Here is a 25757-nt window from a genome sequence, read left to right as displayed (position 1 = left end):
GAGTCGCGGTTGGTGTAGAGGAACCCCGTGCCCACCATGCCTTCGGTGACGCTGCCCATCATCTCGATGACCACGCCCTCCTCGTCCTTGACGTTGAAGCGCTGCTGGATCACCTCCTCCGGCAGGAACAGGATCTCCTTGACCGCCAGCGCCACGTTGGACGCCTGGATCTCGCCGTGCAGCCCCGCCTTGCGCGCCAGGGTGGAGTTCACGCCGTCGGCCAGGACCACCACGTCGGCATACACCTCGCCGCCGATGCGGTCACAGCGCACGCCCACCACCCGCTCGCCGTCGAGCAGCAGCTCCTCCACCGTGGTCTCGCAGATCAGCAGCGCGCCGGCCTCGCGCACCTTCGACGAGAACCACTTGTCGAACTGGGCACGGATGATGGTGTAGCGGTTGTAGGGCGGCTTGTTGTAGTCGTCGCTGCGAAAGTGCGTGCCGACGAAGGAGGCGTCGTCGAGCACCCACACCCGCTGCTCGATGACGTGGCGCTCCAGCGGCGCGTCGTCGCGGAAGTCCGGGATGATCCGCTCCAGCGCGTCGGCGTAGAGGATCGCGCCCTGCACGTTCTTGCTGCCCGGGTACTCGCCGCGCTCGATCTGCAGCACCTTGAGCCCCGCCTGGGCCATCGTGTAGGCCGCGGCGTTGCCCGAAGGCCCCGCGCCCACGACGATCGCATCGAACTTCTCCTTGGCATGCCTGGCCATGTCGCGATCTCCTTTCAGGCCACCTTGCGGATGCGCTTGTCCAGGTGCGTGCGGAACGCCTGGGTCAGCACGGGCAGCACCTGCATCGCGTTGCCGACGATGCCGTAGTGGGCGAAGTCGAAGATCGGCGCGTTGGGGTCGGTGTTGATCGCCACGATCACGTCCGAGCCCTCCATGCCCACGCGGTGCTGGATCGCGCCGGAGATGCCCGCGGCGATGTAGAGGCGCGGGCGCACCGTCTTGCCGGTCTGCCCGACCTGGCGCTCGTTCTCGGCCCAGCCGGCCTGCACCACGGCGCGCGTGGCGCCGACCTCGGCGCCCAGCACCCGGGCCAGTTCCCACACCAGCTTGAAGTTGTCGGCGTTCTTCAGCCCCTTGCCGCCGGAAACGACGATGTCGGCGTAGGCCAGGTTGACGGTGTTGCGCTCGGCATCCGGGATGAAGCTCAGCAGCTTGGTGACGATGTCGGTCTCCACCATGCCCAGCGCCATCTCGATGACGTCGCCCGTGCGCGCATCGTCGCGCCGGGGCATGCGCATCACGCGCGGGCGCACCGTGGCCATCTGCGGGCGGTAGGCCAGCGTCATGATCGTGCACAGCAGCGAGCCGCCGAAGGTCGGGCGCGTGGCTGCCAGCGCGCGGCCGTCGATGTTGAGCTCGGTGCAGTCGGCCGTGAGGCCCGTGCCCAGCGTGGTCGCCACCGAGCCCGCCAGGTCGCGCCCCATGGTCGTCGCGCCCAGCAGCAGGATCTCGGGCTGGTACCGGTTGACCAGGTCGGTCAGGCCCTTGGTGAAGGGCTCGTTGCGGTAGCCCTTGAGCACCGGGTCGCGCATCAGGTAGCAGTGGTCCGCGCCGTAGGCGTAGGCCTCCTTGGCGAAGGCGTCCAGCGTCTCGTCCGGGCCGCCCATGATCACGCCGCTCACGTCCACGCCGAGCTTGTCGGCGAGCTTGCGAGCCTCGCCCATGAGTTCCCAGCTCACCGGGTTGACGTGGCCGCGGTCGTGCTCGACGAAGACCCACACGCCCTTGTAGCACTTGAGGGCTTCGGGCAGCTCGGTGTTGCGGCCGGCACGGCCGGCGGGCCGGGCGGCAGCGGGTTTGGTTGCTTCGCTCATCATTGTCCTCCCGGGGCTTCAGGCGCTCAGCCGCTCGACGGTCTCTTCCTCGAGCGTCGGGTGCGTGGTGAAGATCTTCTGCAGCAGGTTCAGGCAGACGTCGTTCACGCTGGAGTCGGCCACGACCATCATGTCGGCCTTCTCGCTGCGCGGCGTCGGGCCGAAGACCTTGCTCACCACCGTGGGCGAGCCCTTGAGGCCGATCTTCGTCACGTCCTCGATGCCGGCATCGTCCTTGTTCCACTTGCGCACCGTGCAGCGGCCCGCGCGCAGCATGTCGTCCATGGTGGCGAAGCGCATCTCGTTGGTGCCTTCGAGCATGGTGATGAGCGAGGGCAGCGTGGTGTCGAGCAGCTGCACGCCGCCCTCGGCGCGGCGCTCGACCTTGATGCGCCGCCCGTCGAGGTCCACCTCGACGATGCGGCTGACGTAGGTCAGCAGGTTCATGTTCAATCGCTTGGCGATGCCCGGGCCGACCTGCGCGGTGTCGCCATCGATGGTCTGCTTGCCGGTGAAGACCAGGTCCACCGCCTGTTCCTGGCCGATCCTGCGGATGGCCGCGGCCAGCGCGTAGCTGGTGGCCAGCGTGTCGGCGCCGGCAAACGAGCGGTCCGTGACCAGGATCGCGTCGGTGGCGCCGAAGCTTACGCACTTGCGCAGCGCGTCCTCGGCCTGCGGCGGGCCCATGCACAGCACCGTCACGCGGCCGCCGAACCGGTCCTTCAGCCGCAGCGCCTCCTCCAGCGCGAACAGGTCGTAGGGGTTGACGATGGCCGGCACGCCCTGGCGCATGATGGTGTTGGTGACCGGGTGGACGCGGATCTGCGCCGAGTCGGGCACCTGCTTGATGCAGACGACGATGTGCATGGCGGGGTCTCTCCTGTGGATGCGTGTTGCGGGCTCAACCCGCCGCGCGCGCGGCGCGCCGCTCGGCGAGGCTCTCGCGCAGCGAGCTCAGCTGCACGTGCTGCGTGCCGTCGGCGTCCTGGAACACCTTGAACACCTTCTCGCGCGCGGCGGTGGAGGTCACGAAGTCCTGGTGCGCCTGCACCAGCAGCTCGCGGTAGCGGCGGAACAGCTCCACGTCGTCGAGCCCGGCCAGGCCCTCGGCCTTGTGCAGGTACTGGTAGAAGCGCTTGAGGATGTGCAGCCGGTTCACCTGCACGGTGCGCTCGTCGTAGGGCACGCCGAAGAACTGCAGGAAGTCCTCGGCGCTGGAAAGGGCCTTGAGGCGCTGGGTGAGCGAGTCCATGGTGGTCTCCCGATGGTTTGTTGGACTGTCCCGGGGGTCACGCCGCCAGCGCCTGGCGCGCCGCGGTGTGGAGGTAGAGGCGGCGCAGGTCGGCGTCGGTCAGCGGCTGCTTGCGCGCCACGGCCTGCTGGCGCACGTGTTCGAGCAGTTGCTCGGCCTGGCCCTCGGTCAGCGCCAGCCCCAGCCGCGCGCAGGCCGCGCGCACGCCGTGCGAGCCCGAATGCTTGCCCAGCACCAGCTCGTGCGTGCGGCCGAGTTCCTCGGGCGCGAAGGCCTCGTAGTTGCCGCGGTCCTTGAGCAGCCCGTCAACGTGGATGCCCGACTCGTGGCGGAACACGGCCGCGCCCACGATGCTCTTGCCCGCGGCCACGGGCCGGTTGGCCGCCTGCGCCACCAGTTGCGACAGCGCCGGCAGCCGCGTCGTGTCCACCCCGCAATCGACGCCGTGCAGGTGGCGTGCGGCCATGGCCACCTCCTCCAGCGCGGCGTTGCCGGCGCGCTCGCCCAGGCCGTTGACGGTGGTGCTGGCATGCGTGGCGCCGGCGCGCAGCGCGGCCAGGGTGTTGGCCGTGGCCAGGCCCAGGTCGTCGTGGGCGTGGATCTCGATGTCGAGGTCGGTTTCGGCGCGCAGCTGCGCGATGCGCTCGAAGGTGCCGAAGGGCTCGAGCACGCCCAGCGTGTCGGCATAGCGCACGCGGATGGCACCGTGGCGCTGCGCCGCCTGCGCGGCCCGGCACAGGAAGGCGGGATCGGCGCGCGAGGCATCCTCGAAGCCCACGCTCACCGCCGCGCCGGCGTCGCGGGCGCGGTCCACGAACTCGGCGATGGTCTCCAGCACCCAGGCCCGCGTGCGGCGCAGCTTGGCGGCGATCTGCTGGTCCGACACGGCAATGGAGAGATGCACGATGTCGGCGCCGCAGCGCAGCGCGGCGGCCAGGTCGGCGTGGGCCATGCGCGCCCACACCATGGTGCGCGCGCGCTCGACGCTGGCGGCGATGATGCGGATGAGCTCCACCTCCTGCGCGCCCATGGCCGGGATGCCCACTTCCATCTCCGGCACGCCGGCGTCGTCGAGCGCGCGGGCGATGGCGAGCTTCTCCAGGTCGGTGAAGGCGACGCCCGCCGTCTGCTCGCCGTCGCGCAGCGTGGTGTCGTTGACGATGAAACTTTGTGGCTCCATGGCGGCTCCAGGCATCCTGGGCCGCAGGATCGCAAGGGCCGTGCCATGGGCCGGAATGCGGCAAGTGCCCGTGGGCACTGCGTTTTTTTGGGATCGGCCGCGTACCGCGGCGCTGTGCGGTTTGTCGCCTTGCCTACAGCGCCGCGTGCGGCGCTCGGCTGCACGGCGTGCGCGGGCTCAATCCACCCGCACCGCCACCCGGTCGCACAGCGGCAGCCAGCCGTCCTGCGGACGCCATTCCCAGTGGATGATCTGGGTGCGGCCGTCGGCGCTGAACTCGATGCGCGCGCGCTCCTGCGCGCCGTCGAGCGTCCAGACCCGGCCCTCGCGGCGCAGCGCGTAGCAGCGCTGGAAGCCGTGGTTCTCGAAGCTGCGCACGAAGCCGCCGCCACTGTCGGGATCGACGCCCAGGATGAACAGCGTGTCGAAGGGCCCGCCGTCCACGCTGGCGCGCTCGTCCTGCACGAGGAAGAAGCCACCGGTGTGCCAGTACGCGCTGTGGGTGCTGGTCCAGGGCGACGGCGAGGCCCGCGGCGCCTCGCGCGTCTGGCGCCGACCGCCGAAGGAACTGCCCGTGGCGTGCCAGGTGCCCAGGAAGGCCTCCAGGGCGTCGTGCAGCGCCGTGCGCCGGGGCGGGATCGGTGAGACGGAAGCGGCCATGGCGGGGCTCCGGAAAGCTGCCCGCATGCCGGGGCAAGACCGGGGCCCGCCGAGTCTGGCGCGGCACCCCGCGCCGCGGGACTCTCAGCGCTCCCGCGCGTGGTTGCGCGTGAAGCGCGGCAGCTCGATCACCAGCTCCGGCCCCTTCACGCGCACGCAGCACGACAGCCGCGACTGCGCATCCAGCCCCCAGGCGTCGTCGAGCTGGTCCTCTTCCTCCTCGTCGGCCGCGGCCAGGAACTGGCCGCCCTCGCGCACGTGCACGTGGCACGTGGCGCAGGCGCCGACCTTCTCGCAGGCGTGCTCGATCTCGATGCCGTTGTCCAGCATCGCATCGACCAGCTTGCGCCCGGCCTTGGCCTCGAAGACCTTGCCCTCAGGACACAGCTCGGGATGCGGCAGCACGCGCACGTGCGTGAGCGGCGCCGCGGCCTTGGGGGTGGCGGCGGCGGTGTCGGCGGCATCGGTGCTCATGGCGCGGCTCCTTTTCCCGCTCAGGCGGCGAGCTGGTCCATGCGCTGGCCCGAGAGGGCCTGGCGGATGCGCAGGTCCATGCGCCGCCCGGCAAAGGGCGTGGTGATGGTGTTGAGCGCCGCGGACGTGCCGCGCAGCGCCTCGCGCAGCCGGCGCCCCTCCTCGGCCGAGTCCCCGGCCGCGGCGCTCTCGGCCAGCACGTCGGCCACGGCCTGCATGCCGGCCAGGATCTCCTGGCGTTCCGAGGGCTGCAGCAGCGCGTCGCCGTCCTCGCGCAGCGCGGCCTCGATCGCGTCGAGCAGCCGCCGCGCGTCGATCTGCGCCTCGCGCAGCATGCGCGCCGCGCTGTCCTGCGCGGCGGTGCCCAGCGCGTCCTTGAGCATGCCGGTGACGGTCTCGGTGGCCAGCCCGTAGCTGGGCTTCACTTCCACGTGCGCCTGCACGCCGGAGAGCTGCTCCACCGCGTTCACCGACAGCAGCCCGTCGGCATCGATCTGGAAGGTCACGCGGATGCGCGCCGCGCCCGCGGCCATCGGCAGGATGCCGCGCAAGGTGAACCGCGCCAGCGAACGGCATTCGCCGACCAGCTCGCGCTCGCCCTGCACCACGTGCAGCGCCAGCGCGGTCTGGCCGTCCTTGAAGGTGGTGAAGTCCTGTGCCCGCGCCGTGGGCACGCTGCTGTTGCGCGGGATGATCTTCTCGACCAGTCCGCCCATGGTTTCGATGCCCAGCGACAGCGGGCACACGTCGAGCAGCAGCAGCCCGTCGCCGGCACGGTTGCCCGCGAGCTGGTCGGCCTGCAGCGCCGCGCCGAGCGCCACGGCCTGGTCGGGGTCGATGTCGGTCAGTGGCGGCCGGCCGAACAGCCTTTCGATCTCGGCGCGCACCTGCAGCAGCCGCGTCGAGCCGCCCACCAGCACCACGCCGTCCACCTCGTCGGGGCGCAGCTTCGCATCGCGCAGCGCGCGCCTCACCGGGCCCAGGCTGCGCTCGACCAGGGGCCGGGTCAGCGCGTCGAAGGTCGCGCGCGTGAGCGCGAGCACCGCCTCGCTGCCATCGGCCCGGCTGCAGCGCATCTCGACGGCGTCCTGCTCGCTCAGCGCTTCCTTGGCCCGCCGCGCCGCGGCCAGCAGCGCACCGGTTTCCGAAGTCCAGCCGCCGGTGGCCGCCATGAAATGCGTGGCCAGGCAGTGGTCGAAGTCGTCGCCGCCGAGCATGGCGTCGCCGTTGGTGGCGATGACCTCGAACACGCCGCGCTGCAGCCGCAGCACCGACACGTCGAAGGTGCCGCCGCCCAGGTCGTAGACCACGAAGGTGCCCTCGCTGCCCTTGTCCAGGCCGTAGGCCACGGCCGCGGCGGTAGGCTCGTTGAGCAGCCGCAGCACGGCCAGGCCCGCCTGCTGCGCGGCGTCCTTGGTGGCCTGGCGCTGCGCGTCGTCGAAGTAGGCCGGCACGGTGATGACGGCGCCCACCAGCGTGCCGCCCAGCGAGCTTTCCGCGCGCTCGCGCAGCGCGCGCAGCACCTGCGCGCCGATCTCCACGGGGCTCCTGACGCCGTGGCGCGTGTGCACGCCCACGGCGGTGTCGGACAGCGGCTCCAGCGCGTAGGGCAGCAGGCTGTGCTGCACGTCGGCCAGGCGGCGCCCGATCAGGCGCTTGGCCGAGGCGATGGTGTTGAGCGGATCGGCCACGGCGCGGGCCTGGGCCTCGTGGCCGACGAGCACCGCGCCGTCCTCGCCGTAGTGCACGACGGAGGGCAGCAGCGCGCGGCCCTGCGCGTCGCCGAGCACCTGCGCCATGCCGCTGCGCACGGTGGCCACCAGGGAGTTGGTGGTGCCCAGGTCGATGCCCACGGCCAGCCGGTGCTGGTGCGGGGCGGCGCTGCGCCCGGGCTCGGCGATCTGCAACAGGGCCATGGTGTCGCTTTCCTTCTCAGACGGCGAAGCTCTCGCCGCAGCCGCAGGTGGCCGCGGCGTTGGGGTTGTCGAACTTGAAGCCCTCGTTGAGGCCCTCGCGCACCCAGTCGAGTCGCGTGCCGTCGATCATCGGCAGGCTGGCCGCGTCCACGATCAGCGTGACGCCCTCGCTGTCGAAGCGCAGGTCCTCGGCGCCGGCCGCGTCGGCGAACTCCAGCGCGTAGGCGTAGCCGGAGCAGCCGCTGGTCTTCACCGCCAGGCGCAGGCCGAGCCCGCCGCCGCGCTGGGCGAGCGCCTTGCGGATCTGGTGGGCGGCCTTGGGGGTCACGCTGATGCTCATGGTGAACCTCGCTGTGCGCTCAGACGGAGAAGGAGCTGCCGCAGCCGCAGGTGCTGCTGGCGTTGGGGTTCTTGATGACGAAGCGCGCGCCTTCGAGCTTGTCCTCGTAGTCGATCTCCGCGCCCACCAGGTACTGCAGGCTCATGGCATCGACCACGACCTTCACGCCGTCGCGCTCGACGCGGAAGTCGTCGTCCTTGCGCTCGTCGTCGAAGGCGAAGCCGTACTGGAAGCCCGAGCAGCCGCCGCCGGTGACGAAGATGCGCAGCTGCAGCGCCGGGTCGCCCTCCTCGGCCAGCATCTCCGACACCTTGCTGACCACGGCCGGCGTCAGCCGGATCGGTTCGCTGCCTTCGGGCAGCTCGACGGGCATCGGGGGCGCGGCCGAGGTGCTGCAGCTGCCGGCGGCGTTGGGCTGGGATTGGCAGGCCATGGTGGTCTCTCCTGGTTGTGTCGGGACGGGGATGTGCGGGGTCGGCGTGCTTTAGCCGTTGCTGCTGGCGCAGGCAGGCTGCTCGGTGACGGGGGCGCGGCGCGAGCGGTAGTCGGCCACCGCGGCCTTGATGGCGTCCTCGGCCAGGATCGAGCAGTGGATCTTCACGGGCGGCAGCGCCAGCTCCTCGGCGATGGCGGTGTTCTTGATGGCCAGCGCCTGCTCCAGCGTGCGGCCCTTGACCCACTCCGTCACCAGCGAGCTCGACGCGATGGCCGAGCCGCAGCCGTAGGTCTTGAAGCGCGCGTCCTCGATCACGCCGGTGTCCGGGTTGACCTTGATCTGCAGCTTCATCACGTCGCCGCAGGCCGGCGCGCCGACCATGCCGGTGCCGACGCTGTCGTCGGCCTCCAGGCTGCCGACGTTGCGCGGGTTCTCATAGTGCTCGATGACCTTGTCGCTGTATGCCATGTCAGGGCTCCTGTGTGCGGTCCAAAGGCGGATGCGTTGGCAACTTCGGGCGCGCGCTCAGTGCGCGGCCCACTGGATGGTGGCGAGGTCGATGCCGGCCTGGTGCAGCTCCCACAGCGGGCTCAGCGCGCGCAGCCGCTCGACCGTGGCGCGCACCTGCGCCACGGCCGCGTCGATCTCGGCCTCGGTCGTGAAGCGGCCCACCGAGAAGCGGATCGAGCTGTGCGCCACCTCGTCCGACAAGCCCAGCGCGCGCAGCACGTAGCTGGGCTCCAGGCTGGCGGAGGTGCAGGCCGAGCCCGAGGACACGGCCACGCCCTTGATGCCCATGAGCAGCGACTCGCCCTCAACGAACTCGAAGCTGATGTTGAGGTTGTGCGGCACGCGGCTGTCCAGGCTGCCGTTGACGCGCACGGCCGGGATGTCGGCCAGGCCCGAGAGCAGCCGGTCGCGCAACGCGCGGATGCGCTCGTTCTCGCGCCCCATGTTCTCCCGGGCCAGCCGGTAGGCCTCGCCCATGCCCACGATCTGGTGCGTGGGCAGCGTGCCCGAGCGCATGCCGCGCTCGTGGCCGCCGCCGTGCGTCTGCGCCTCGATGCGCACGCGCGGCTTGCGCCGCACGTAGAGCGCGCCGATGCCCTTGGGGCCATAGGTCTTGTGCGCGGACAGACTCAGCAGGTCCACCGGCACGGCGTTCATGTCGATGGCGACCTTGCCGCTGGCCTGCGCCGCGTCCACGTGGCAGAGGATGCCGCGCGCGCGGCACAGCGCGGCGATGGCCGGTATGTCCTGGATCACGCCTATCTCGTTGTTGACCCACATCACCGACACCAGGATCGTGTCCGGGCGCAGTGCCGCTTCCAGCGCGGCCAGGTCCAGCAGCCCGTCCGCCTGCACGTCCAGGTAGGTGACCTCGAAACCTTCGCGCTCCAGCTCGCGCATGGTGTCGAGCACGGCCTTGTGCTCGGTCTTGACCGTGACCAGGTGCCGGCCGCGGCTGCGGTGGAACTGCGCCGCGCCCTTGATGGCGAGGTTGTTGGACTCGGTCGCGCCCGAGGTCCAGACGATCTCGCGCGGGTCGGCGCCGACGAGGGCGGCGACGTACTCGCGGGCGATCTCCACCGCCTCCTCCGCGGCCCAGCCGTAAGCGTGGCTGCGCGAGGCCGGGTTGCCGAACTGCTGGTAGAGGTAGGGCACCATCTGCTGCACCACGCGCGGGTCCACCGGCGTCGTGGCTGCGTAGTCCAGGTAGATCGGCTTGGCGCTGTCCATTCGTTCGCTCCCGTGTGCTGGCTGGTGCTGCGTTGGGCGCTGCATCGCAGGGACCGTGCCAACCCGGGTCCGGCAGGGAATGTTGCGCTGGATCAATGGCTTATCGCTTTGCGCGGGTGCCGCCGGTGGCCGCCGGTGGCCGCGGCGGATGTCGGGTTTGTCGGGTCTGCGACGCCTCAAGGGTTCGGTGCCGGACTCCCGACACCGCATCGGGTTTTGAGGTGGCGCAAAGGTCCCTGCACCCCGGCAGTGCGCATTGATCCCCGTCAGAGCCCGCTGTACCGGCCGGTGCTGCAATGTTCCCAGCCCCCACCAAGAGGGCTCGCCGCAAGCTGGATCGCGTCCCCCACCAGTTGCGGTTGCAACCGACAGGACAATCCGGAGCGATCATGAGCAGTACCTTCAGACCCCTGGCCCTGGCCCTCGCGTTCGCCTTTGCAGGCACCGCCCAGGCCGCGGGCGCCGGCGAGCCCATCCAGCCGATCAAGGCGGCCAAGCCGGCCGACCCGGCGCTGGTCGAGCTGGGCAAGAAGCTCTACTTCGATCCCCGTCTCTCGAAGTCGGGCTTCATCTCCTGCAACTCGTGCCACAACCTGAGCATGGGCGGCACGGACAACCTCAAGACCTCCATCGGCCACAACTGGCAAAAGGGCCCGATCAACGCGCCCACGGTGCTCAACTCCAGCTTCAACGTGGCGCAGTTCTGGGATGGCCGCGCCAAGACGCTCAAGGACCAGGCCGGCGGCCCCATCGCCAACCCCGGCGAGATGGCCTTCACGCACGAGCTCGCGGTGGACGTGCTGGCCTCGATCCCCGCCTACAAGGCCGAGTTCAAGCAGGTGTTCAAGACCGACGGCGTCACCATCGACGGCGTGACCAAGGCGATTGCCGCCTTCGAGGAGACGCTGGTCACGCCGAACTCGCGCTTCGACCAGTGGCTCATGGGCAAGAAGACGGCGCTGACCAAGGACGAGCTCGCCGGCTACAAGCTGTTCAAGGACAGCGGCTGCACCGCCTGCCACAACGGCCCGGCCGTGGGCGGCAACTCGTTCCAGAAGATGGGCATCGTCGCGCCCTACACCGCCAGCAGCCCGGCGCAGGGCCGCGTGGCCGTCACCGGCAAGGACGCCGACCGCTTCAACTTCAAGGTGCCCACGCTGCGCAACGTGGAGCTGACCTACCCGTACTTCCACGACGGCGAGGCCGCCACGCTGACGCAGGCCGTGGACATCATGGGCCGGCTGCAACTGGGCCGTGAGTTCACCGAGGTGGAGAACGCGCAGATCGTCGCCTTCCTCAAGACGCTCACGGGCGAGCAGCCGAAGTTCGCGCTGCCGATCCTGCCGCCGTCCACCGACGCCACGCCGCGTCCGCAGCCGTTCTGAACCGTTTCCAGGGTCACACGCCGGCCAAGGGCGACGGCCGGCGTCGCCACGGGAGCTTGGGCCGCCTTCGGGCGGCCTTTTTTCGTGCGCGCGGGCCTCTCACCCAGGACTCGGCGGTCTTCCAGCCCGGAACCACATCGGGAATCAGCCCATGAGGTAGTCGCCCGGCCGCGTCATGCCGTCCAGGAACGCCAGCAGTCGCAACTCGTCGGCCTCGACATGCCGGTCGTCGTCGCGGTTGGTGAAGACCAGCACGCCGGTGGCCGTGCCGTCGTCCACGACGAAGAAGCGGGATTCCCGGCCGCGGTAGGACTCGGTGGCCGAACCGATCTGCCCGGCCGCGCTCTCGGCCGTGATGGGCCCGTCGATGTCGCGGGTGAAGATCACCAGCTGGTCGCGGGCGGAGAAGTTGCCCGGGGCGTTGCGCAGCACGGCGCCGATGGGGCCGCCAAAGCCGCCGAAGCCGTGGAAGACGAACTTGTCCTCCCCGCTCACCCAGGACTGGATGAGGTCGGGATCGGCGTGGTCGGGGCCGTAATGGCCCGTGCCGTAGGTGTCGGCACCGGCGCCGCCGATCAGGGTGTCCAGGCCCGCGCCGCCTTCGAGGCTGTCGTTGCCGATGCCGCCCAGGCTCAGGTCGCTGCCCTGGGCGCCGATGAGCACGTCGTCGCCGCTGCCGCCGTCGAGCGTGCTGTTGCCCACGCCATAAGCGGAGAGACGGTCGTTGCCCTCGTTGCCGTTGAGCACGTCGCCCGTGTAGCCCGAGTCGTCGTGGTCGCCGCTGCCGCTCAGGAAATCGTTGCCCGCACCGCCGTTGAGCACGTCGAAGCCGGCCTGGCCGTGCAGCTCGTCGTCGCCGTCGCCGCCGTTGAGCGTGTCGTCGCCCGCGCCGCCCCAAAGCCGGTCCTTGCCCCCCGCGCCGTCGAGCACGTTGGCCGCGAGGTTGCCCTGCAGCGAGTTGTCCAGCGCATTGCCCGTGCCGCGCAGCGGCGTGACGTCGGCCAGCACCAGCCTCTCGACGTTGGCATCCAGCGCGTGGTTGACGTAGGCGTACACGGTGTCGGTGCCGCCGCCGGCCCACTCCTGCACCGGGTTGTTGGCGGCATCGACGATGTAGCCGTCGTCGCCCGCGCCGCCGCGCAGCGTCACGGCGCCCACGCCGTCGAGCAGGTCGTTGCCCGCGCCGCCGACGACCAGCGTCGTGCCGGGCTGGCCCACGAGCAGGCTGCCCACGTCGGCCGGGCCGCGCAGCGTCTGCGCCGTGGCGTCCGGGCGCTCGTCGTCCAGGATGCGCGCCTGCACCACCACCGGCGTGGCGGCGCCGTTGGCGAAGAGGTTGACCTGCAGCGTCTCGGTGCCCTCCGCGAGCGCGTCGTTGAGCAGCGGGATGCGCAGCATCTGCAGCAGCTGCCCCGGCGCGAAGTTGACGAAGCCGGACTGCGCCACGAAGTCCACGCCGGCGCGCGCCGTGCCGCCGATGACGGTGTAGCGCACGGACTCCATGGACCAGGACGCCGCGTCGAGCATCACCGCCACGTCCAGCGTGGTGCCGTTCTCGCCGACGGGCGAGGCCGCGCCGCGCACGCGGGGCGTATCCGTCGTGCCCTCGGCCTGGGCCGGCAGCACCATGTGCGCGCGCGCGTCGCCCAGCGTGGCGTTGGTGGCGCCGGACAGCAGCAGGTCGAAGTACTTCATGGGCACGGCGTCCTCGATGCCGCCGCCGCTGACCACGGCCCGGTTGCCCAGCGGCACCAGCACGGTCTTGACCACCTCGCCGGGCGCGAACACCAGCGTCTGCGTTCCCTGGACGCTGTAGTCGCCGTAGCTGTTCGCGTTGAGGGCGCTGGCGTCAGCGGTGGCGTAGCGCACCGTGACCGCCTGCGTGCCCGGCTTGTCGAGCCAGACGTTGAAGCGCGCGAACGGCTCGAAACCATCGACCACGCCATCGTCGACGCGGATCACGGGCCTGGCGACGGCCGCGGCATCGTTGTCGCGGATCACGCCGAGGGCATCGCCCGTGCCGTCGCCGATGACCAGGTCCCGCGGCGAGCTCAGCGTGAGCCGCAGCACCTCCTCGCCTTCGGCCACGCGGTCATCCAGCAGCGGGACGGTGACGATCCGGGTGTTCTCGCGGGGCCCGAACACCAGCGTGCCGGACTGGGCCACGAAGTCCGAGCCCGCGAAGGCCGTGACGCCGCTGACGCGGAAGTCCACGCTGCTGGCGCCGTAGGGGCGCTGGCTGAGCGTGACGACGAAGCGCAGCAGGCCGGCACCCTCGTCCACCAGCACGTCGGAGACGCTGGCCATGGGCAGGGAGTCGCTGCCGAGGTCGGCCGCGCCCGCGATGAAGGCGCGGGCGCTGGTGTCGGGCAGGCTCGCGCCCACCGGCGAGGACAGGTTCAGGTCGAAGAACAGCGAGCGCTCGGCAAAGGGCCAGGTGTGCTGCGGCACGTCCACCGCCACGGTCTTGACCACCTCGCCGGGCTGGAAGGTCAACACCGTGCGCGCGGGCAGCGGCAGGTAGTCGCCCCAGGAGGCACCGATGGCCGTCCCGTTCGCGGTGTTGAGCGTCACGCGCACGGGGCTGTCGCTGGGACGGTCCAGGGTGAGGGTGAAGATGGCCTGGTCCAGGCTGTCGTCCACGACGGTGTCGGCCACGCGGATCACGGGCCGGCCCGCGGGCGCGTCGTCGTCGTGGATTGCGGCCCAGGCCGTGCCGCGGCCGATGACGTCGTTGACCGGGTCGGACAGCGTGACCTTGAACAGCTCCAGCCCTTCGCGCGCCGGGTTGTCGAAGAGCGGCACGCTGACCGTGCGCGTCAGCTGCCCCGGCTCGAAGCTCACCGTGCCGGCGCGCGCGGCGTAGTCGCTGCCGGCGCGGGCGCTGCCGTTGGCGGTGGCCCAGCGCACGCTCACCGGCGCGTCGCGGGCCTGGTCCAGCCGCAGCGTGAAGACGGCGACGCCCTGCGACTCGTCCACGTCCACGTCGTCGATCAGGATGGCCATGGCGCTCTCCCGAAAACCTCTCGGGCTTGCACGGCACGGCGGCATGGCTGCGTCGGCAAGGACCGCGGCAGGATAGTCCCGCGCTTCGGGCGCCACCGGCGCGACCCTGCGCGGCGCAGGGTCCGCCGGCGACAGGTTCATCAGGCCGTGAAGGCGAAGTCCGACAGCGCCGTGGTCCCGCCCCGGGCCGTGGCCAGCAGCGTGAGCTCGGCGGCGCCGACCTGCGCGTCGGCGCCGGCCGAGCGGAACAGGAACACGCCGCTGTCGATGCCGTTGTCCACGGCAAAGAGCCGCGCGTCGCCCACCGCATAGGCGGCGGTGGCCGAGCCGATGGCCGCCGCGGCGCCGGCGGCCGTGATGCCGCCGGCGATGTCGGCCGTGAAGATCACCAGCTCCGCCGCGGTGCCGAAGCCGCCGGGCGCGGCGCGCACCAGGCCGCCCTCCACCGCCGTGTCGCCGTCGCCCACGCGCACGCCGGCCATGCTGAAGACGAGGCGGTCGTCGGCGCTGTTCCAGTCGGTGATGGTGTCGCTGCCCACCAGGCTGTTGAACACGAAGTCGTCAGCCCCCGTGCCGCCGGTGAGCGTGTCGCTGCCCGCGCCGCCGGTCAGGGTGTCGTTGCCGGCGCCGCCGTCGAGCACGTTGGCGGCGCCGTTCCCGGTGATCACGTTGTTGCCGGTGTTGCCGGTGCCGTTCGCGGCCGCGCCCAGCAGCAGCAGGTTCTCCAGCCCGGCACCCAGCGTGTAGGACAGGTAGGCAGCCACGGTGTCGGTGCCCGAGCCGCCGGCCTCGCTCACGCTGTCGGTGGCGGCTTCGACGATGTAGGTGTCGTTGCCCGCGCCGCCGCGCATGACCACGCCGGCCACGCCGTCGAGCAGGTCGTTGCCGCCGCCGCCCACGACCACGTTGGCCCCGGGCCGGCCGACCAGCACCTCGGCGTTGCCGGTGCCGTTGACGCTGAGCTGGCCCGCGGGCGCCGGGTCGTTGTCGATGATGCTGCCCACCACCGTGGCCGTGCCCACCGTCGCGTTGACCGGGCTGAACAGGTTGAGGTTGAAGGTCTCGGTGGCTTCGGTGGCGAGGTCGTCGAGCACCGGGATGTGCACGACCTTCAGCGTCTCCCCGGGCGCGAACACGAGGATGCCCGATTGCGCCAGGTAGTCGCTGCCGTTGCCCGCGGTGACGTTGCCGTTGTTGTAGCGCACGCTCACCAGCTGCGCCGAGGGCGCGCTCAGCGTGACGATGAAGTCCAGCGCCGTGCCCCCTTCGGGCGCCGGGATCGCCGCGGCCGACACGGTGGGCGTGGCCACCCGGGCGCCGTCGCTGGGCGCGATGGCCATGTGGCCGCGCACGTCGCCGATGCTGGCGTTGACGGCGCCGGAGAGCTGCAGGTCGAAGAACTCGGGGCCCTCGGCCACCGCGTCGTTGCGCAGGTTGACCAGCACCGTGCGGCTGGTCTCGCCAGGGGCGAACACCAGCGTCTGCGCGGGCAGGGCCTCGTAGTCCTGGCCCGCCACCGCGGTGCCGCTGGCCGTGGCCGCCTGTACCTGGACCTGGCTGGTGCTGGGCCGGTCGAGCGTGACCTCGAAGCGGGCGAACAGGCCGGACTCGTCCACGATGCCGTCGCTCACCGACAGCACCGGCGTGCCGGTGGTGCCGTCGTTGTCATGGATGCGGCCCAGCGCCCGCTCGGCCACGATCGTGCCCCCGGCGGCGGAGAACAGGTTCAGCGCCATCAGCTCAGGCGCCTCGGTGTTGAGGTCGTCGAGCAGCGGGATGACGACCTCCTTGACGGTCTGGCCCGGCGCGAACACCAGCGTGCCGCTCTGCGCCAGGTAATCGCTGCCGTTGGCGGCGGTGACGTTGCCGTTGTTGTAGCGAACCGTGACCTGCTGCGTGGACGGCGCGCTCAGCGACACCAGGAAGCGCAGCGCCGTGTCGCCCTCGGACGCCTGCACGCCCGAGACGCTGATCAGCGGCGCCGCCACGGCCGGCGCGTCGCTGGCGGCGATGAACACGCGCGCGTTCGCGTCCGGCAGGCTCGCGCCCGACGGGGCGGAGAGCACCAGGTCGAAGTACTCGCCCGGCTCGGCGGCGGTGTCGTTGAGGAGCGCCACCTCCACCGTCTTGACGGTCTGCCCGGGCGTGAACACCAGCTGCTGCAGCGGCTGGGCCACGTAGTCCGACCCGGCCACGGCGCTGCCGTTGGCGGTGGCGACGCTGACGCCGACGTTGCCGGTGCTGGGGCGGTCCAGCACGATGCTGATGCGCGCGACGCCCGCAGCCTCGTCCACCACCGTGTCGGCCACGCGGATCACGGGCGTGCCGGTGGTGCCGTCGTTGTCGTACAGGGTGCCCAGCCCCTGCTCCCTGCCGATGACGGCGTTGACGGCCGAGAACAGGTTCAGCCCGAGCAGCTCGGCGCGCTCGGCGTTGAGGTCGTTGAGCACCGGGATCTCGACCACCTGCGTGGTCTGGCCCGGCGCGAACACGAGCGTGCCCGACTGCGCCAGGTAGTCGCTGCCGTTGGCGGCCGTGATGTTGCCGTTGTTGTAGCGGACCGTGACCTGTTGCGTGGACGGCGCGCTCAGCGAGACGACGAAGCGCAGCGCCGTGTCGCTCTCGTCGGCCACCGCATCCGACACCGTGACATAGGGCAGCGACACCGGCGCGGCGTCGTTGGCGCCGATGGTGGCGCGGCCGAAGGTGGGTGCCGGCAGCGTGGCGCCTGCCGCCCCGGACAGGCGCAGGTCGAACCACTCGGCCAGCTCGGCCACCGTGTCATTGGTGAGCGCGACGCTGACGGTCTTGACGGTCTGTCCCGGCGTGAACACCAGCGACTGCGCCGGCAGTGCGGTGTAGTCCTGCCCGGCGACGGCGGTGCCGTTGGCCGTGGCGACGTTGACGCTGACGTTGCCGGTCGCGGGCCGGTCCAGCGCGATGGTGAAGGTCACCATGCCGGCCGACTCGTCCACCACCGTGTCGGCCACGCGGATCGCGGGCGTGCCGGCGGTGGCATCGTTGTCGTGGATGCGGCCCAGCCCCTGCTCCCTGCCGACCGCGGCGTTGACGGCCGAGAACAGGTTCAGCGCCATCAACTCCGTGCGCTCGGCGTTGAGGTCGTCGAGCACCGGCACCGTGACCACCTTGGTGGTCTCGCCGGGCAGGAACACCAGCGTGCCCGACTGCGCCACGTAGTCGCTGCCGTTGGACGCCGTGAGGTTGCCGTTGTTGTAGCGGACCGTGACCTGCTGGGTCGAAGGCGCACTCAGCGAGACGACGAAGCGCAGCGCCGTGTCGCTCTCGCCGGCCACCGCGTCGGACACGCTGACGAGCGGCAGCGACACCGGCGCGGCGTCGTTGGCGCCGATGGTGGCGCGGCCGTGCGTGGGCGCCAGCAGCGTGCCGTTCACCGCCCCGGACAGGCGCAGGTCGAACCACTCGGCCACCTCGGCCACGTTGTCGTTGATCAGCGCGACGCTGACGGTCTTGGCGGTCTGTCCCGGCGTGAACACCAGCGTCTGCGACAGCGCGCTGTAGTCCTGGCCGGCGATGGCCGTGCCGTTGGCCGTGGCGACGTTGACGCTGACGTTGCTGTTGCTTGGGCGGTCCAGCGTGACGGTGAAGTTCACCACCCCGGCGCTCTCGTCCACCACGCGGTCGCCGACGCGGATGACGGGCGCGGCCACGCGCGGCGCGTCGTTGTCGTGGATGGTGGCCCAGGCGGACTCGCGCGCGATGGTGTCGTTGACCGCGCTGAAGAGGTTGAGCGTGAAGAACTCGGTGCGCTCCACGCTCGTGTCGTTGAGGAGCGGTATCTCGATGGTGAGCGAGGTCTGCCCCGGCGCGAAGGTCGCCGTGCCGGAGCGGGCCGAGTAGTCCGAGCCGTTGGCGGCGGTGACGTTGGAGTTGTTGTAGCGCACGCTTACCGGCAGCGCGTTGGGCGACGTCAACCGCAGCGTGAAGCGCGCGACGGAGGCGGATTCGTCAAGCTCGACGTCATCGACAACGATGGGCATGGCAGGGCTCCCAGGCAATGGAGGGCCTGCCAGCATGCGCGGTTGCGCCCACGGGCAGGGCGCGCAAGAGCTTAGGAAGAGTCACCCGGGGAACTTCCCGGGTTGGTGAGCAAAAACCCGGTGCGGTCTCGACCAGCTCGAACGTTTTGAGCGCTTGTTTACACCACGGTCAACGCCGGGTCAGGCTCATCCATGGGAACAGCGTGGGCCACAGCCAGCCGGCGGCGGCCGGCTGCGCCGTGGCCGGCGCCTGCAGCAGCGCCGCCGCCGCGGCCACTGCGGCTTCGGCCGCCTTGCGCGCCACCACCGCCTCCAGCGCCTTGTCGCCGATGGCCTGCACTTCCTCGTCCGTCAGGTGCCCGGGCGCCATGCGCCGCAGCATCTGCGGGTGCTGCAGCAGCTCGCGCAGCAGTTCCTCTTCCAGCGCTTCGAGCCGCAGCTCGAAATCGATCTGCATCGTGCTCTGGATCTCCGACCACGTCAGCATGCGCAAGCTCCCGGCAATTAGGCCCCGACATGGTGCCAGACGGCACCGCCGGCCACGGCGCACGCAGCATCCATGCCGACTTCAGGCTTCAGGCCCGAAGCAAAGCGCGTGGTCGGTGCACACGCTGCAACTCGGCGCCTTGCAAATGAAAATCTCTTCGCGCTCGCACAGTTGCTTGTAGAGGAACTTCTTCCACTTCATGTCGCCGGCGTTGCGTGCCACCAACGCCGGGAACCAGTGGCGCATCAGCGCCGAGAGCTCGGCACGCGAGGCCAGCTGCAGGTCCTGCCACAGGTGGTTGTCGCCCAGGCAGGCCACGGCCACCGTCTCGGCCAGGCTCTCGATCTCGGCCGGCGTGCCGGCCGCGGGGTCGGCATGGTCCAGCAGCAGCTGCCGCACGTCCTGCACCTCGTCGTCGCGCGCGGCGCGGCGGGCCAGGGCCAGCGGCAGCGGCTGCGCCAGGAAGCGGTGCTGCGCGAGCATGGTCACACCGCCGCCGCCGGCGCGTGCGTGTAGCACTTCTTCGGACAGATCCTGGCGCAGGCGGTGCAGCCGATGCACAGCTCGCCGTGGGCGATCGTCATCACCTTCTTCTCATACTCCTCGTCATCGTCGCCGTCCGGGTCCAGCACGATGCGTTCGCCGTCCTCGTCCAGGCCCACGAGCTCCAGCACGCCGCGCGGGCAGACGCGAAAGCAGCGCCCGCAGCCGATGCACTTGGCCTCGTTGATGGACTCGACGAAGGTGGGCGTCCAGCTCTCGCCTGAAGGCATGGTGACGCTGAAATGGGCCATGGCGCTCTTCCTCCTTCAGGCCGTGGCCTGCGCGGCGGCGAGCCGCACGCGCGCATCCACCAGGGCCGAGTGCGCCTCGTGCGCCACGCGCGCCACTTCGGGAATGCGCTCCCAGTTCGTGGGCAGCTCCTCGCTGAGGTCGTGCAGGTCCATCTTGGCCTGCGTGGCCTTGGCGTTGAGCTTCTTCACTTCGGCCTTGAGCGTGTCGATGTCAGCCATAGGTGGCCACCTCCCTGTACTTTTCGATCATGGAAATGCCCTCGTCCACCAGCTTGTTGCCGGCGTCGGCCAGCTTCTTCAGCGAGGGGTAGCCGAAGCGGTGCACGTCGCGCAGGTAGCGGTTGACGACGATGAGGCGCCCGGTGGTCAGCACCGCGCGGCCGAAGCCCTCGTGGCTCATCTTCATCATGGGTGAGACCATGCAGCCCGTGGCGCGCTCGATGGCCAGCCCGATGGCGTTGTGGAACAGGTCCAGCCGCCACAGCGTCTCGGGGTCGGGGTCGCCCATCAGCGGCATCTCGCGGCGCTGCTCGGCGGTGATGACGTAGGGCTGCAGCAGCTGCAGGTCGCCCTTGCCCTCCCACGTGCCGTGCGTGTCCTGCGCGCGCAGCTGCTTGACCAGCTCGCGGATGAACCGGTCCTGCAGCAGCGCCTCGTCGGCGGTGGCGGCGTCGGCCGCGGGCTCCTGTACTTCGCTCATTGCGTCACCTCTTCCTCGTCGAAATCGAAGCGCTTGGCCTGGCCCTTGAGCAGCGCCTTGCGCAGCCACGGCGGCGGCGTGCCCTGGAGCACGGCCTGCAGCTTCTGCAGGATCTCCTGGATCGGCTCCGGGCCCGTGACCTTCACCGGGTGGATGCCGCTGGCAACCACCCGCGCCGCGGCCGAGCCGCCGATGGCCGCGACGTAGACGATGGCCACGTCGTGAATGGCGGCCAGCTTGGGCGCGAGCTTGTCCTCGTCGCCGTCCTCGGCCAGGTTGTCGCCGAAGGCGAAGTCCTCGACGAAGCTGCACGCGTCGGCGGCAACCTCATAGACGGCCAGGTGCTTGGCCCAGCCGAAGTGCGCGTCCACGCGCTGCTGGTCCTGGGTGGCGAAGGCAACTTTCATGGGCTCGAACTCCGTTGGGGAACGTGGTGGTTCAAAGGCTGATCGCGGCGACGCCGCCGGCCGTGCCCGCGGCCGCGGGGGGCGCCAGGCCTGCGACCGCGGCACGCGCGGCGGGCGTGAGCGGCCAGTCGTCGGGACGGGCATGGTGGATCTGGTCCATCAGCAGGTTGCCGACCTCGTAAACGAAGTTGCGGCTGCCGCGGTAGCCGACGTGGCAGACGTGCGAGTTGCCGATGCGGTCGAACATCGGGATGCCCAGCCGGAACAGCGGCCTGTTCAGCCGCGCCGCGGCCTGGCGCCCGTGCGAGTGCGTCATCAGCAGGTCGCAACCGGCAGCCTGCGCGCTGCGCTCCAGGTCCTCCAGGTCGCCGATGAGCACCTCGGCCGTGGGCAGCCGCTCCAGCAGCGGGCTCTTCGTGGTGGTGACGGCCACGCTCAGCTCCGCACCCAGCTCGGCGAGGAAGCTGCCGGCCGCCCACAGCAGGTCGGGCTCCGCGCCCAGCGCCACCTTGACGTTGCCGAAGTGGAAGTGGCCGTCGAGCATCGCGTCCACCAGCTGGCTGCGCTGGCGCCGCAGTTTCGCGGGCACGGACCGGCCGCTGAGCTGGCTCAGGAACTTCACCAGCGCGTCGCTGGCCGTCAGGCCCGTGAGCCGGTCGAACAGCGTGAAGGGCACGCCGCAGCGCGAGTGCAGCGTCTCGGCCGCCGGGCGCATCTGCTCGCCGAGGGCGATGGCATGCTCCGCGCCGCCCAGCGCCCGCAGCTCGTCGAGCGTGGTGCCGCCCTGCGTGTGGCCCAGCCACTGCTCGGGGATGTGCCCGTCGAGCGAGCCCGACACGTCCGGCGCGAACACCGGCTGCAGGCCGAAGGACTCGATGACCTCGCGCAGCTCCTCGATGTCGCCCGGCGACAGGTGCGCGCCCGGCAGCACCGCGAGCTTGCCCGGCACGCGCGGCTCGCTCTCGCGCGGCAGCTTGGCCACCAGCGCCGTCACGGCCGCGGCCCAGCCGTCCTGGAAGGCGCCGACGTAGTCGGGCGTGGACACGTACACCACGGCGGTGTCGGCCAGTTCCGGGTGCTTGTCCTGCGCCAGCCGGATGAACGCTTCGACGTCGTCGCCCTTGGTCTCGGTCAGGCCGGTGGAACAGATGGCGATGAGCCGGGGCCTGGCGCGAGAGCGGATGTTGAGAAGCGCCTTTTCCAGGTTGTCGTAGCCGCCCATGATGGTGGTGGCCTCGTTCATCGCCGTGGTCTGCAGCGGGATGGCCTCCTTGAAGTGGCGCACCAGCAGCACCAGCCCGAAGGAGGTGCAGCCCTGCGAGCCGTGCATCACGGGCATGCAGGCGTCCAGCCCCATGAAGGCGTAGCTGGCACCCAGCGGCTGGCTCATCTTGAGCGGGTTGACGGCGGCGGCTTTGCGCGACTCGATGACGGTGGCCATGGCGGTGCTCCGGGGTTGCTTCGTCGTCAGGCCGGCAGCGCCGCTTCGGCGGTGTCTTCCCAGGGCGCGGGCGCGCGCACCTGCTGCCACACCGGGTTGAACAGCGCCTTGTCGATCTCGCCGATCATGGTGACCATGCCCTCGTAACCGGCGAAGGCGTGGTGGCGCTCCTGGTTGATGTCCATCCAGGGCATGCGCGCCTTGAGCGCGACGAACTGGCTGCGGCCGCCGCTGAGCATGATGTCGGCGCGCGCGTCGCGCAGCATGGCGTACATCTCGCGCGGGCACAGGTCGTCGATCATGTGCGCGTCGTCGCCCATGATCTCCTTGATTTTTTTCTTGTCTTCCTTGGTGCTCTTCTTGACGCTGGTGCCCACCACCTCCAGGCCGGCTTCCTGCAGCGCCGACACCACCGACCAGCTCTTGACGCCGCCGGTGATGAGCAGCACCTTCTTGCCCGTGAGCCGCTCGCGGTAGGCGCGGATGCGCTCGTAGGCCCGGGCTTCCTCGACGGCGATCAGCGCCTCGGTGCGCTCCTTCAGCTCGGCGTCGGCGCCCTGCTCCACCAGCAGCCGCGCGATCTCGCGCAGCGTGGAGCTCATGTCCGAGATGCCGTAGAACGAGCCTTCGAAGTACGGTATGCCCCAGCGCTGCTGCATGCGCGTGGCGATGTTGATCATCGACTTTGAGCACACCATCATGTTGGCCTTGGCCCGGTGCGCGCTCGCGATCTCGCGGTAGCGGCCGTCGCCCGACATGCAGCTCAGGATGCGGATGCCCAGCGCATCGAGCAGCGGCTTGACCTGCCACAGCTCGCCGGAGAGGTTGTACTCGCCGATGATGTTGATGTCGTAGGGCGTGGTCACCTCCGGCTCGACCGTGCCGACCACGTAGTCCAGCAGCGCCTCGGCGCCGAGCTTGTTGCCCAGGTTCTTCGGCCCGGCGAAGCCGGGCGCGTTGACGGGGATCACCGGCTTGCCGAACTTCTCGGCGGCGCGCCTGCACACGGCCTCGATGTCGTCGCCGATGAGGCCGGTGACGCAGGTCTGGTAGACGAACACCGCGGCCGGGTCCTGGGTGTCGAGCACCTGCCGGATCGCCTTGAACAGCCGCTTCTCGGCGCCGTAGATGACGTCGAGCTCGTTGATGTCGGTGGTGAAGCCGGTGCGGTAGAGCTGTGAACCGGATGAGGCGCTGTGGCGGTTGTCCCAGGAGTTGCCCTCGCAGGCGATGGGGCCGTGCACCAGGTGGGCCACGTCCACGATGGGCTGCAGCGCGATCTTGGCGCCGTCGAAGGCGCAGCCGCCGGCCGCCGCCCCGGGCGTGAGCTGCTTGGTGCAGCCCTTCTTGCGCGCCTTCTCGTCCTTGGCCTGGTTGTGCTCGCAACCGGGCTCGTCGAAGACCTGCGCAATCTTGTCCTTGAGGCTGGGCGACATGCTTTCTCCTGGCGTGCGCCCAGGCCTATGCAGGTTCGGTGCCAGGGCCTGCGCCGCCTGATCCGGGACAAATCCGCCGCGCCGGGCTCCCTGGCGGCCGCCGGGCTGGCGGGTTCGCGACAAACCCGACACGCCCGTGCCGCGCGGCTTTCACGATGCGCAAGAATGGCGGGTTCACGAGGAAGTCCGCCGTCATGCTCATCAACTGCGTCGCCTACCAGGAGGGGAAGAAGCTCTCCGACATCCCGGTCGAGGACATCAGCCGCTACGTGCAGCGGCCCGACTGCTTCGTGTGGGTGGCGCTGCGCGACGCCAGCGACGAGGAGCTGGCGGTGATGCAGCGGGAGTTCGGGCTGCACGACCTGGCGGTGGAAGACGCCAGCCACGGCCAGCAGCGGCCCAAGGTCGAGGAGTACGCCGACCAGCTGTTCGTGGTCATGCACACCGTGGAGCTGGACGTGCTGGACCAGGTGCGCATCGGCGAGGTGCACGCCTTCGTCGGGCCCAACTTCGTGCTCTCGGTGCGCAACCGCAGCCGCCACAGCCTGCTGGGCGTGCGCGAGCGCGCCGAGCGCGAGCCGCACCTGCTGCGCCACGGCGCGGGCTTCGTGCTGTACGCGCTGCTCGACGCGGTGGTGGACCGCTACTTCCCGCTCATCGAGCTGATGGAGACCGAGCTGGAGGCGCTGGAGGCGCAGATCTTCGAGTCCGGCTCGGCGCGGCAGAACATCCGCCAGCTCTACCACCTCAAGCAGCGCATCATGAGCGTGCGCCATGCCGTCACGCCGCTGCTGGAGGCGGTGAGCAAGCTCTGGCGCGGCCGCGTGCCCAGCGTGTGCGAGGGCAACCGCGAGTACTTCCGCGACGTGTACGACCACCTGTTGCGCATCAACGCGAGTCTTGACGACCTGCGCGACACGGTGGGCACGGCGATCCAGGTGAATCTCTCGATGGTGACCATCGAGGAGTCGGAGATCACCAAGCAGCTGGCCGCCTGGGCCGGCATCTTCGCCGCCGCCACGGCCTTTGCCGGCATCTGGGGCATGAACTTCGAGCACATGCCCGAGCTGCACTGGAAGTACGGCTACCCGCTGGCGCTGGGCACCATCGTGCTGACCTGCGTGCTGCTGTACCGGCGTTTCAAGAAAGCTGGTTGGTTGTAGGGCCCCGAACGAAGAACGCCGCGGCTCGGGGCCGCGGCGTTCGCAGTGAGGGACCGGCCGCTCAGCGGATGATGTCGTAGCTGTAGTCCGTCTTGCCCGGGACGATGGTGTTGGCGTCCAGCGTCTCGAAGAACTCGTCGAGCAGCATGGTCAGCAGCCGCAGCCCGCCCTCGTAGCCCCAGGTCGGGAAGCGGTGGTAGTGGTGCCGGTCGAAGATCGGGAACACCAGCCGGATCAGCGGCGTGCCCACGTCGCGCTCCAGGTACTTGCCGTAGGTGTTGCCGATCAGGAAGTCCACCGGCTCCGTGTGCAGGAGGCTCCTCATGTGCCACAGGTCGCGCTTGGGGTACACCTTGCACGTCGCGCCGTAGGGCGAGGCGTCGAAAAGCGCCTGCACCTTGGCCGCCCAGGCCTCGCCGCCGTTGGTGGCCAGCACGTGCGCGGGCTCGGCGCCAAGCTCCAGCAGGAACTCCGTGTAGCCCAGCAGCTGGTCCGGGTCGCCGTAGAGCGCGTAGCGCTTGCCGTGCAGGTGCGCCTGGCTGTCGGCCAGCGCGTCCACCAGCTGGCCACGCTCCTTCTCCAGCTGGGCCGGGATGGGCAGCCCGGTCAGCCGCGCGATCGCCATGATGAAGCGGTCGGTGCCGGCCACGCCCACCGGGGCGTTGAGCACCACCACCTCCTGGCCCTTCTCTGCGATGTACCTGGCCGTCTTCTCGCAGCAGTACTCCTGGAAGATGATCGTCGCCTTGGCGTTGAGCGCGGCCTCGACCTCGGCCTTGGTCGTGCCGCCGTCGTACATGCGGAACTCGCCGTCGGTGGGCGTGTTCCAGACCTCCGAGGGGTCGCAGAGGATGTTCACCTTGGCGCCGAAGAGCTCGAAGATGCGGCGCACTTCCTTCATGTTGCCCACGACGAAGCCGTCGAAGCCGCCGATGAAGTTGATGCTCTCATCCGGGCTGCGCACCAGCGGCTCGGCGGTGCCGGCCTTGCCGTCCCAGAAGTGCTTGAGCACGCCCAGCAGCGCGTTGTCGTAGCCCGTGACGTGGCTGCCCACGAAGGCCGGCGTGTGGGCGAAGGGCACGTCGAACTCCGCCGG

The 25757-nt window shown here is 70.5% G+C and carries 25 protein-coding genes; 2 read left to right on the top strand and 23 right to left on the bottom strand.

Features of this window, described 5'->3' with window-relative positions; translation table 11 throughout:
* The 12 genes from FJ694_RS31525 to FJ694_RS31470 form a co-directional block, all read right to left on the bottom strand.
* Positions 1 to 710 (bottom strand): FAD-dependent oxidoreductase (locus tag FJ694_RS31525; RefSeq protein ID WP_157271495.1); only part of this gene is annotated, 710 nt, incomplete at its 3' end.
* Between the two features lie 14 nt (positions 711 to 724).
* Positions 725 to 1825, bottom strand: coding sequence for an electron transfer flavoprotein subunit alpha/FixB family protein (locus FJ694_RS31520; protein WP_157271494.1), 1101 nt, complete (start codon positions 1823 to 1825; stop codon positions 725 to 727).
* Between the two features lie 18 nt (positions 1826 to 1843).
* Entirely contained in the window at positions 1844 to 2692 is an 849-nt protein-coding gene (locus FJ694_RS31515; protein WP_157271493.1) for an electron transfer flavoprotein subunit beta/FixA family protein, read from the bottom strand.
* 34 nt (positions 2693 to 2726) lie between these two features.
* Positions 2727 to 3077 (bottom strand): nitrogenase stabilizing/protective protein NifW, encoded by a 351-nt coding sequence (gene nifW / locus FJ694_RS31510; RefSeq protein ID WP_157271492.1) that lies wholly within the window; start codon positions 3075 to 3077, stop codon positions 2727 to 2729.
* Positions 3078 to 3114: 37 nt separating this feature from the next.
* Positions 3115 to 4257, bottom strand: coding sequence for a homocitrate synthase (gene nifV, locus FJ694_RS31505; protein ID WP_157271491.1), 1143 nt, complete (start codon positions 4255 to 4257; stop codon positions 3115 to 3117).
* 177 nt (positions 4258 to 4434) lie between these two features.
* Positions 4435 to 4917 (bottom strand): DUF1579 family protein, encoded by a 483-nt coding sequence (locus tag FJ694_RS31500; protein ID WP_157271490.1) that lies wholly within the window; start codon positions 4915 to 4917, stop codon positions 4435 to 4437.
* A gap of 84 nt (positions 4918 to 5001) precedes the next feature.
* A complete protein-coding gene (gene fdx / locus FJ694_RS31495) occupies positions 5002 to 5391 on the bottom strand; it encodes an ISC system 2Fe-2S type ferredoxin (protein WP_157271489.1) in 390 nt (129 codons plus the stop codon).
* 20 nt (positions 5392 to 5411) lie between these two features.
* Positions 5412 to 7307 carry a Fe-S protein assembly chaperone HscA gene (hscA, locus tag FJ694_RS31490; protein WP_157271488.1) on the bottom strand — a complete coding sequence of 632 codons (1896 nt, stop codon included), beginning with the start codon at positions 7305 to 7307 and terminating at the stop codon, positions 5412 to 5414.
* A gap of 16 nt (positions 7308 to 7323) precedes the next feature.
* A complete protein-coding gene (locus FJ694_RS31485; protein ID WP_157271487.1) occupies positions 7324 to 7647 on the bottom strand; it encodes a HesB/IscA family protein in 324 nt (107 codons plus the stop codon).
* A 19-nt stretch (positions 7648 to 7666) separates the two neighbouring features.
* A complete protein-coding gene (gene erpA / locus FJ694_RS31480; RefSeq protein WP_157271486.1) occupies positions 7667 to 8080 on the bottom strand; it encodes an iron-sulfur cluster insertion protein ErpA in 414 nt (137 codons plus the stop codon).
* A gap of 51 nt (positions 8081 to 8131) precedes the next feature.
* Positions 8132 to 8551, bottom strand: coding sequence for a Fe-S cluster assembly scaffold IscU (gene iscU, locus FJ694_RS31475; protein WP_157271485.1), 420 nt, complete (start codon positions 8549 to 8551; stop codon positions 8132 to 8134).
* Positions 8552 to 8608: 57 nt separating this feature from the next.
* Positions 8609 to 9823, bottom strand: coding sequence for an IscS subfamily cysteine desulfurase (locus FJ694_RS31470; protein ID WP_157271484.1), 1215 nt, complete (start codon positions 9821 to 9823; stop codon positions 8609 to 8611).
* A gap of 389 nt (positions 9824 to 10212) precedes the next feature.
* Between FJ694_RS31470 and FJ694_RS31465 the strand changes: the two genes are divergently transcribed.
* The gene (locus tag FJ694_RS31465) at positions 10213 to 11208 is read left to right on the top strand and encodes a cytochrome-c peroxidase (protein WP_157271483.1); all 996 of its coding nucleotides are present in this window, start codon (positions 10213 to 10215) and stop codon (positions 11206 to 11208) included.
* Between the two features lie 144 nt (positions 11209 to 11352).
* Here the strand turns inward: FJ694_RS31465 and FJ694_RS31460 are convergent, their stop codons facing one another.
* The 10 genes from FJ694_RS31460 to nifE form a co-directional block, all read right to left on the bottom strand.
* On the bottom strand, positions 11353 to 14214 hold the full coding sequence (locus FJ694_RS31460) for a Calx-beta domain-containing protein (protein ID WP_198321100.1): 2862 nt from the start codon (positions 14212 to 14214) through the stop codon (positions 11353 to 11355).
* A 140-nt stretch (positions 14215 to 14354) separates the two neighbouring features.
* Entirely contained in the window at positions 14355 to 18233 is a 3879-nt protein-coding gene (locus FJ694_RS31455) for a Calx-beta domain-containing protein (RefSeq protein ID WP_198321099.1), read from the bottom strand.
* Between the two features lie 169 nt (positions 18234 to 18402).
* Complete coding sequence (locus tag FJ694_RS31450; RefSeq protein ID WP_157271480.1) at positions 18403 to 18720, bottom strand: hypothetical protein; 318 nt, start codon at positions 18718 to 18720, stop codon at positions 18403 to 18405.
* Positions 18721 to 18801: 81 nt separating this feature from the next.
* The gene (locus tag FJ694_RS31445; protein ID WP_157271479.1) at positions 18802 to 19203 is read right to left on the bottom strand and encodes a nitrogen fixation protein NifQ; all 402 of its coding nucleotides are present in this window, start codon (positions 19201 to 19203) and stop codon (positions 18802 to 18804) included.
* Between the two features lie 2 nt (positions 19204 to 19205).
* Positions 19206 to 19514 carry a ferredoxin III, nif-specific gene (fdxB, locus tag FJ694_RS31440; RefSeq protein ID WP_157271478.1) on the bottom strand — a complete coding sequence of 103 codons (309 nt, stop codon included), beginning with the start codon at positions 19512 to 19514 and terminating at the stop codon, positions 19206 to 19208.
* A gap of 15 nt (positions 19515 to 19529) precedes the next feature.
* Positions 19530 to 19733 carry a CCE_0567 family metalloprotein gene (locus tag FJ694_RS31435; RefSeq protein WP_157271477.1) on the bottom strand — a complete coding sequence of 68 codons (204 nt, stop codon included), beginning with the start codon at positions 19731 to 19733 and terminating at the stop codon, positions 19530 to 19532.
* Positions 19726 to 20214, bottom strand: a complete 489-nt coding sequence (locus FJ694_RS31430; protein ID WP_157271476.1) for a NifX-associated nitrogen fixation protein — start codon at positions 20212 to 20214, stop codon at positions 19726 to 19728. The genes FJ694_RS31435 and FJ694_RS31430 overlap by 8 nt, the downstream gene beginning before the upstream one ends.
* Positions 20211 to 20621, bottom strand: coding sequence for a nitrogen fixation protein NifX (gene nifX / locus FJ694_RS31425; RefSeq protein ID WP_157271475.1), 411 nt, complete (start codon positions 20619 to 20621; stop codon positions 20211 to 20213). Before nifX ends, FJ694_RS31430 begins: the two co-directional genes overlap by 4 nt.
* A 31-nt stretch (positions 20622 to 20652) precedes the next feature.
* On the bottom strand, positions 20653 to 22062 hold the full coding sequence (gene nifN, locus FJ694_RS31420; protein WP_157271474.1) for a nitrogenase iron-molybdenum cofactor biosynthesis protein NifN: 1410 nt from the start codon (positions 22060 to 22062) through the stop codon (positions 20653 to 20655).
* A gap of 26 nt (positions 22063 to 22088) precedes the next feature.
* On the bottom strand, positions 22089 to 23498 hold the full coding sequence (nifE, locus tag FJ694_RS31415; RefSeq protein WP_157271473.1) for a nitrogenase iron-molybdenum cofactor biosynthesis protein NifE: 1410 nt from the start codon (positions 23496 to 23498) through the stop codon (positions 22089 to 22091).
* Between the two features lie 194 nt (positions 23499 to 23692).
* On the opposite strand from nifE, the gene corA reads away from it, so the two are divergent.
* Positions 23693 to 24661 (top strand): magnesium/cobalt transporter CorA, encoded by a 969-nt coding sequence (gene corA / locus FJ694_RS31410; protein WP_157271472.1) that lies wholly within the window; start codon positions 23693 to 23695, stop codon positions 24659 to 24661.
* Positions 24662 to 24722: 61 nt separating this feature from the next.
* Here the strand turns inward: corA and nifK are convergent.
* On the bottom strand, positions 24723 to 25757 hold a 1035-nt coding region (nifK, locus tag FJ694_RS31405; RefSeq protein ID WP_157271471.1), incomplete at its 5' end, for a nitrogenase molybdenum-iron protein subunit beta.

The organism is Azohydromonas aeria, assembly GCF_009760915.1.
Taxonomy (GTDB): domain Bacteria; phylum Pseudomonadota; class Gammaproteobacteria; order Burkholderiales; family Burkholderiaceae_C; genus Azohydromonas; species Azohydromonas aeria.
Note: the sequence above shows the minus strand (reverse complement) of the source record. Positions and strands in the feature narration are given on the sequence as shown.

Bases quoted from the DNA above. Each gene is read 5' to 3' on its own strand.
- FJ694_RS31450 (WP_157271480.1), bottom strand. From the start codon at position 18,720: ATGCTGACGTGGTCGGAGATCCAGAGCACGATGCAGATCGATTTCGAG.
- FJ694_RS31455 (WP_198321099.1), bottom strand. From the start codon at position 18,233: ATGCCCATCGTTGTCGATGACGTCGAGCTTGACGAATCCGCCTCCGTC.
- fdxB (WP_157271478.1), bottom strand. From the start codon at position 19,514: ATGGCCCATTTCAGCGTCACCATGCCTTCAGGCGAGAGCTGGACGCCC.
- nifN (WP_157271474.1), bottom strand. From the start codon at position 22,062: ATGGCCACCGTCATCGAGTCGCGCAAAGCCGCCGCCGTCAACCCGCTC.
- FJ694_RS31460 (WP_198321100.1), bottom strand. From the start codon at position 14,214: ATGGCCATCCTGATCGACGACGTGGACGTGGACGAGTCGCAGGGCGTC.
- iscU (WP_157271485.1), bottom strand. From the start codon at position 8,551: ATGGCATACAGCGACAAGGTCATCGAGCACTATGAGAACCCGCGCAAC.
- hscA (WP_157271488.1), bottom strand. From the start codon at position 7,307: ATGGCCCTGTTGCAGATCGCCGAGCCCGGGCGCAGCGCCGCCCCGCAC.
- nifX (WP_157271475.1), bottom strand. From the start codon at position 20,621: ATGAAAGTTGCCTTCGCCACCCAGGACCAGCAGCGCGTGGACGCGCAC.
- FJ694_RS31435 (WP_157271477.1), bottom strand. From the start codon at position 19,733: ATGGCTGACATCGACACGCTCAAGGCCGAAGTGAAGAAGCTCAACGCC.
- nifW (WP_157271492.1), bottom strand. From the start codon at position 3,077: ATGGACTCGCTCACCCAGCGCCTCAAGGCCCTTTCCAGCGCCGAGGAC.
- erpA (WP_157271486.1), bottom strand. From the start codon at position 8,080: ATGGCCTGCCAATCCCAGCCCAACGCCGCCGGCAGCTGCAGCACCTCG.
- FJ694_RS31465 (WP_157271483.1), top strand. From the start codon at position 10,213: ATGAGCAGTACCTTCAGACCCCTGGCCCTGGCCCTCGCGTTCGCCTTT.
- FJ694_RS31520 (WP_157271494.1), bottom strand. From the start codon at position 1,825: ATGAGCGAAGCAACCAAACCCGCTGCCGCCCGGCCCGCCGGCCGTGCC.
- corA (WP_157271472.1), top strand. From the start codon at position 23,693: ATGCTCATCAACTGCGTCGCCTACCAGGAGGGGAAGAAGCTCTCCGAC.
- FJ694_RS31445 (WP_157271479.1), bottom strand. From the start codon at position 19,203: ATGCTCGCGCAGCACCGCTTCCTGGCGCAGCCGCTGCCGCTGGCCCTG.
- FJ694_RS31515 (WP_157271493.1), bottom strand. From the start codon at position 2,692: ATGCACATCGTCGTCTGCATCAAGCAGGTGCCCGACTCGGCGCAGATC.
- FJ694_RS31470 (WP_157271484.1), bottom strand. From the start codon at position 9,823: ATGGACAGCGCCAAGCCGATCTACCTGGACTACGCAGCCACGACGCCG.
- FJ694_RS31485 (WP_157271487.1), bottom strand. From the start codon at position 7,647: ATGAGCATCAGCGTGACCCCCAAGGCCGCCCACCAGATCCGCAAGGCG.
- nifV (WP_157271491.1), bottom strand. From the start codon at position 4,257: ATGGAGCCACAAAGTTTCATCGTCAACGACACCACGCTGCGCGACGGC.
- fdx (WP_157271489.1), bottom strand. From the start codon at position 5,391: ATGAGCACCGATGCCGCCGACACCGCCGCCGCCACCCCCAAGGCCGCG.
- FJ694_RS31430 (WP_157271476.1), bottom strand. From the start codon at position 20,214: ATGAGCGAAGTACAGGAGCCCGCGGCCGACGCCGCCACCGCCGACGAG.
- FJ694_RS31500 (WP_157271490.1), bottom strand. From the start codon at position 4,917: ATGGCCGCTTCCGTCTCACCGATCCCGCCCCGGCGCACGGCGCTGCAC.
- nifE (WP_157271473.1), bottom strand. From the start codon at position 23,498: ATGTCGCCCAGCCTCAAGGACAAGATTGCGCAGGTCTTCGACGAGCCC.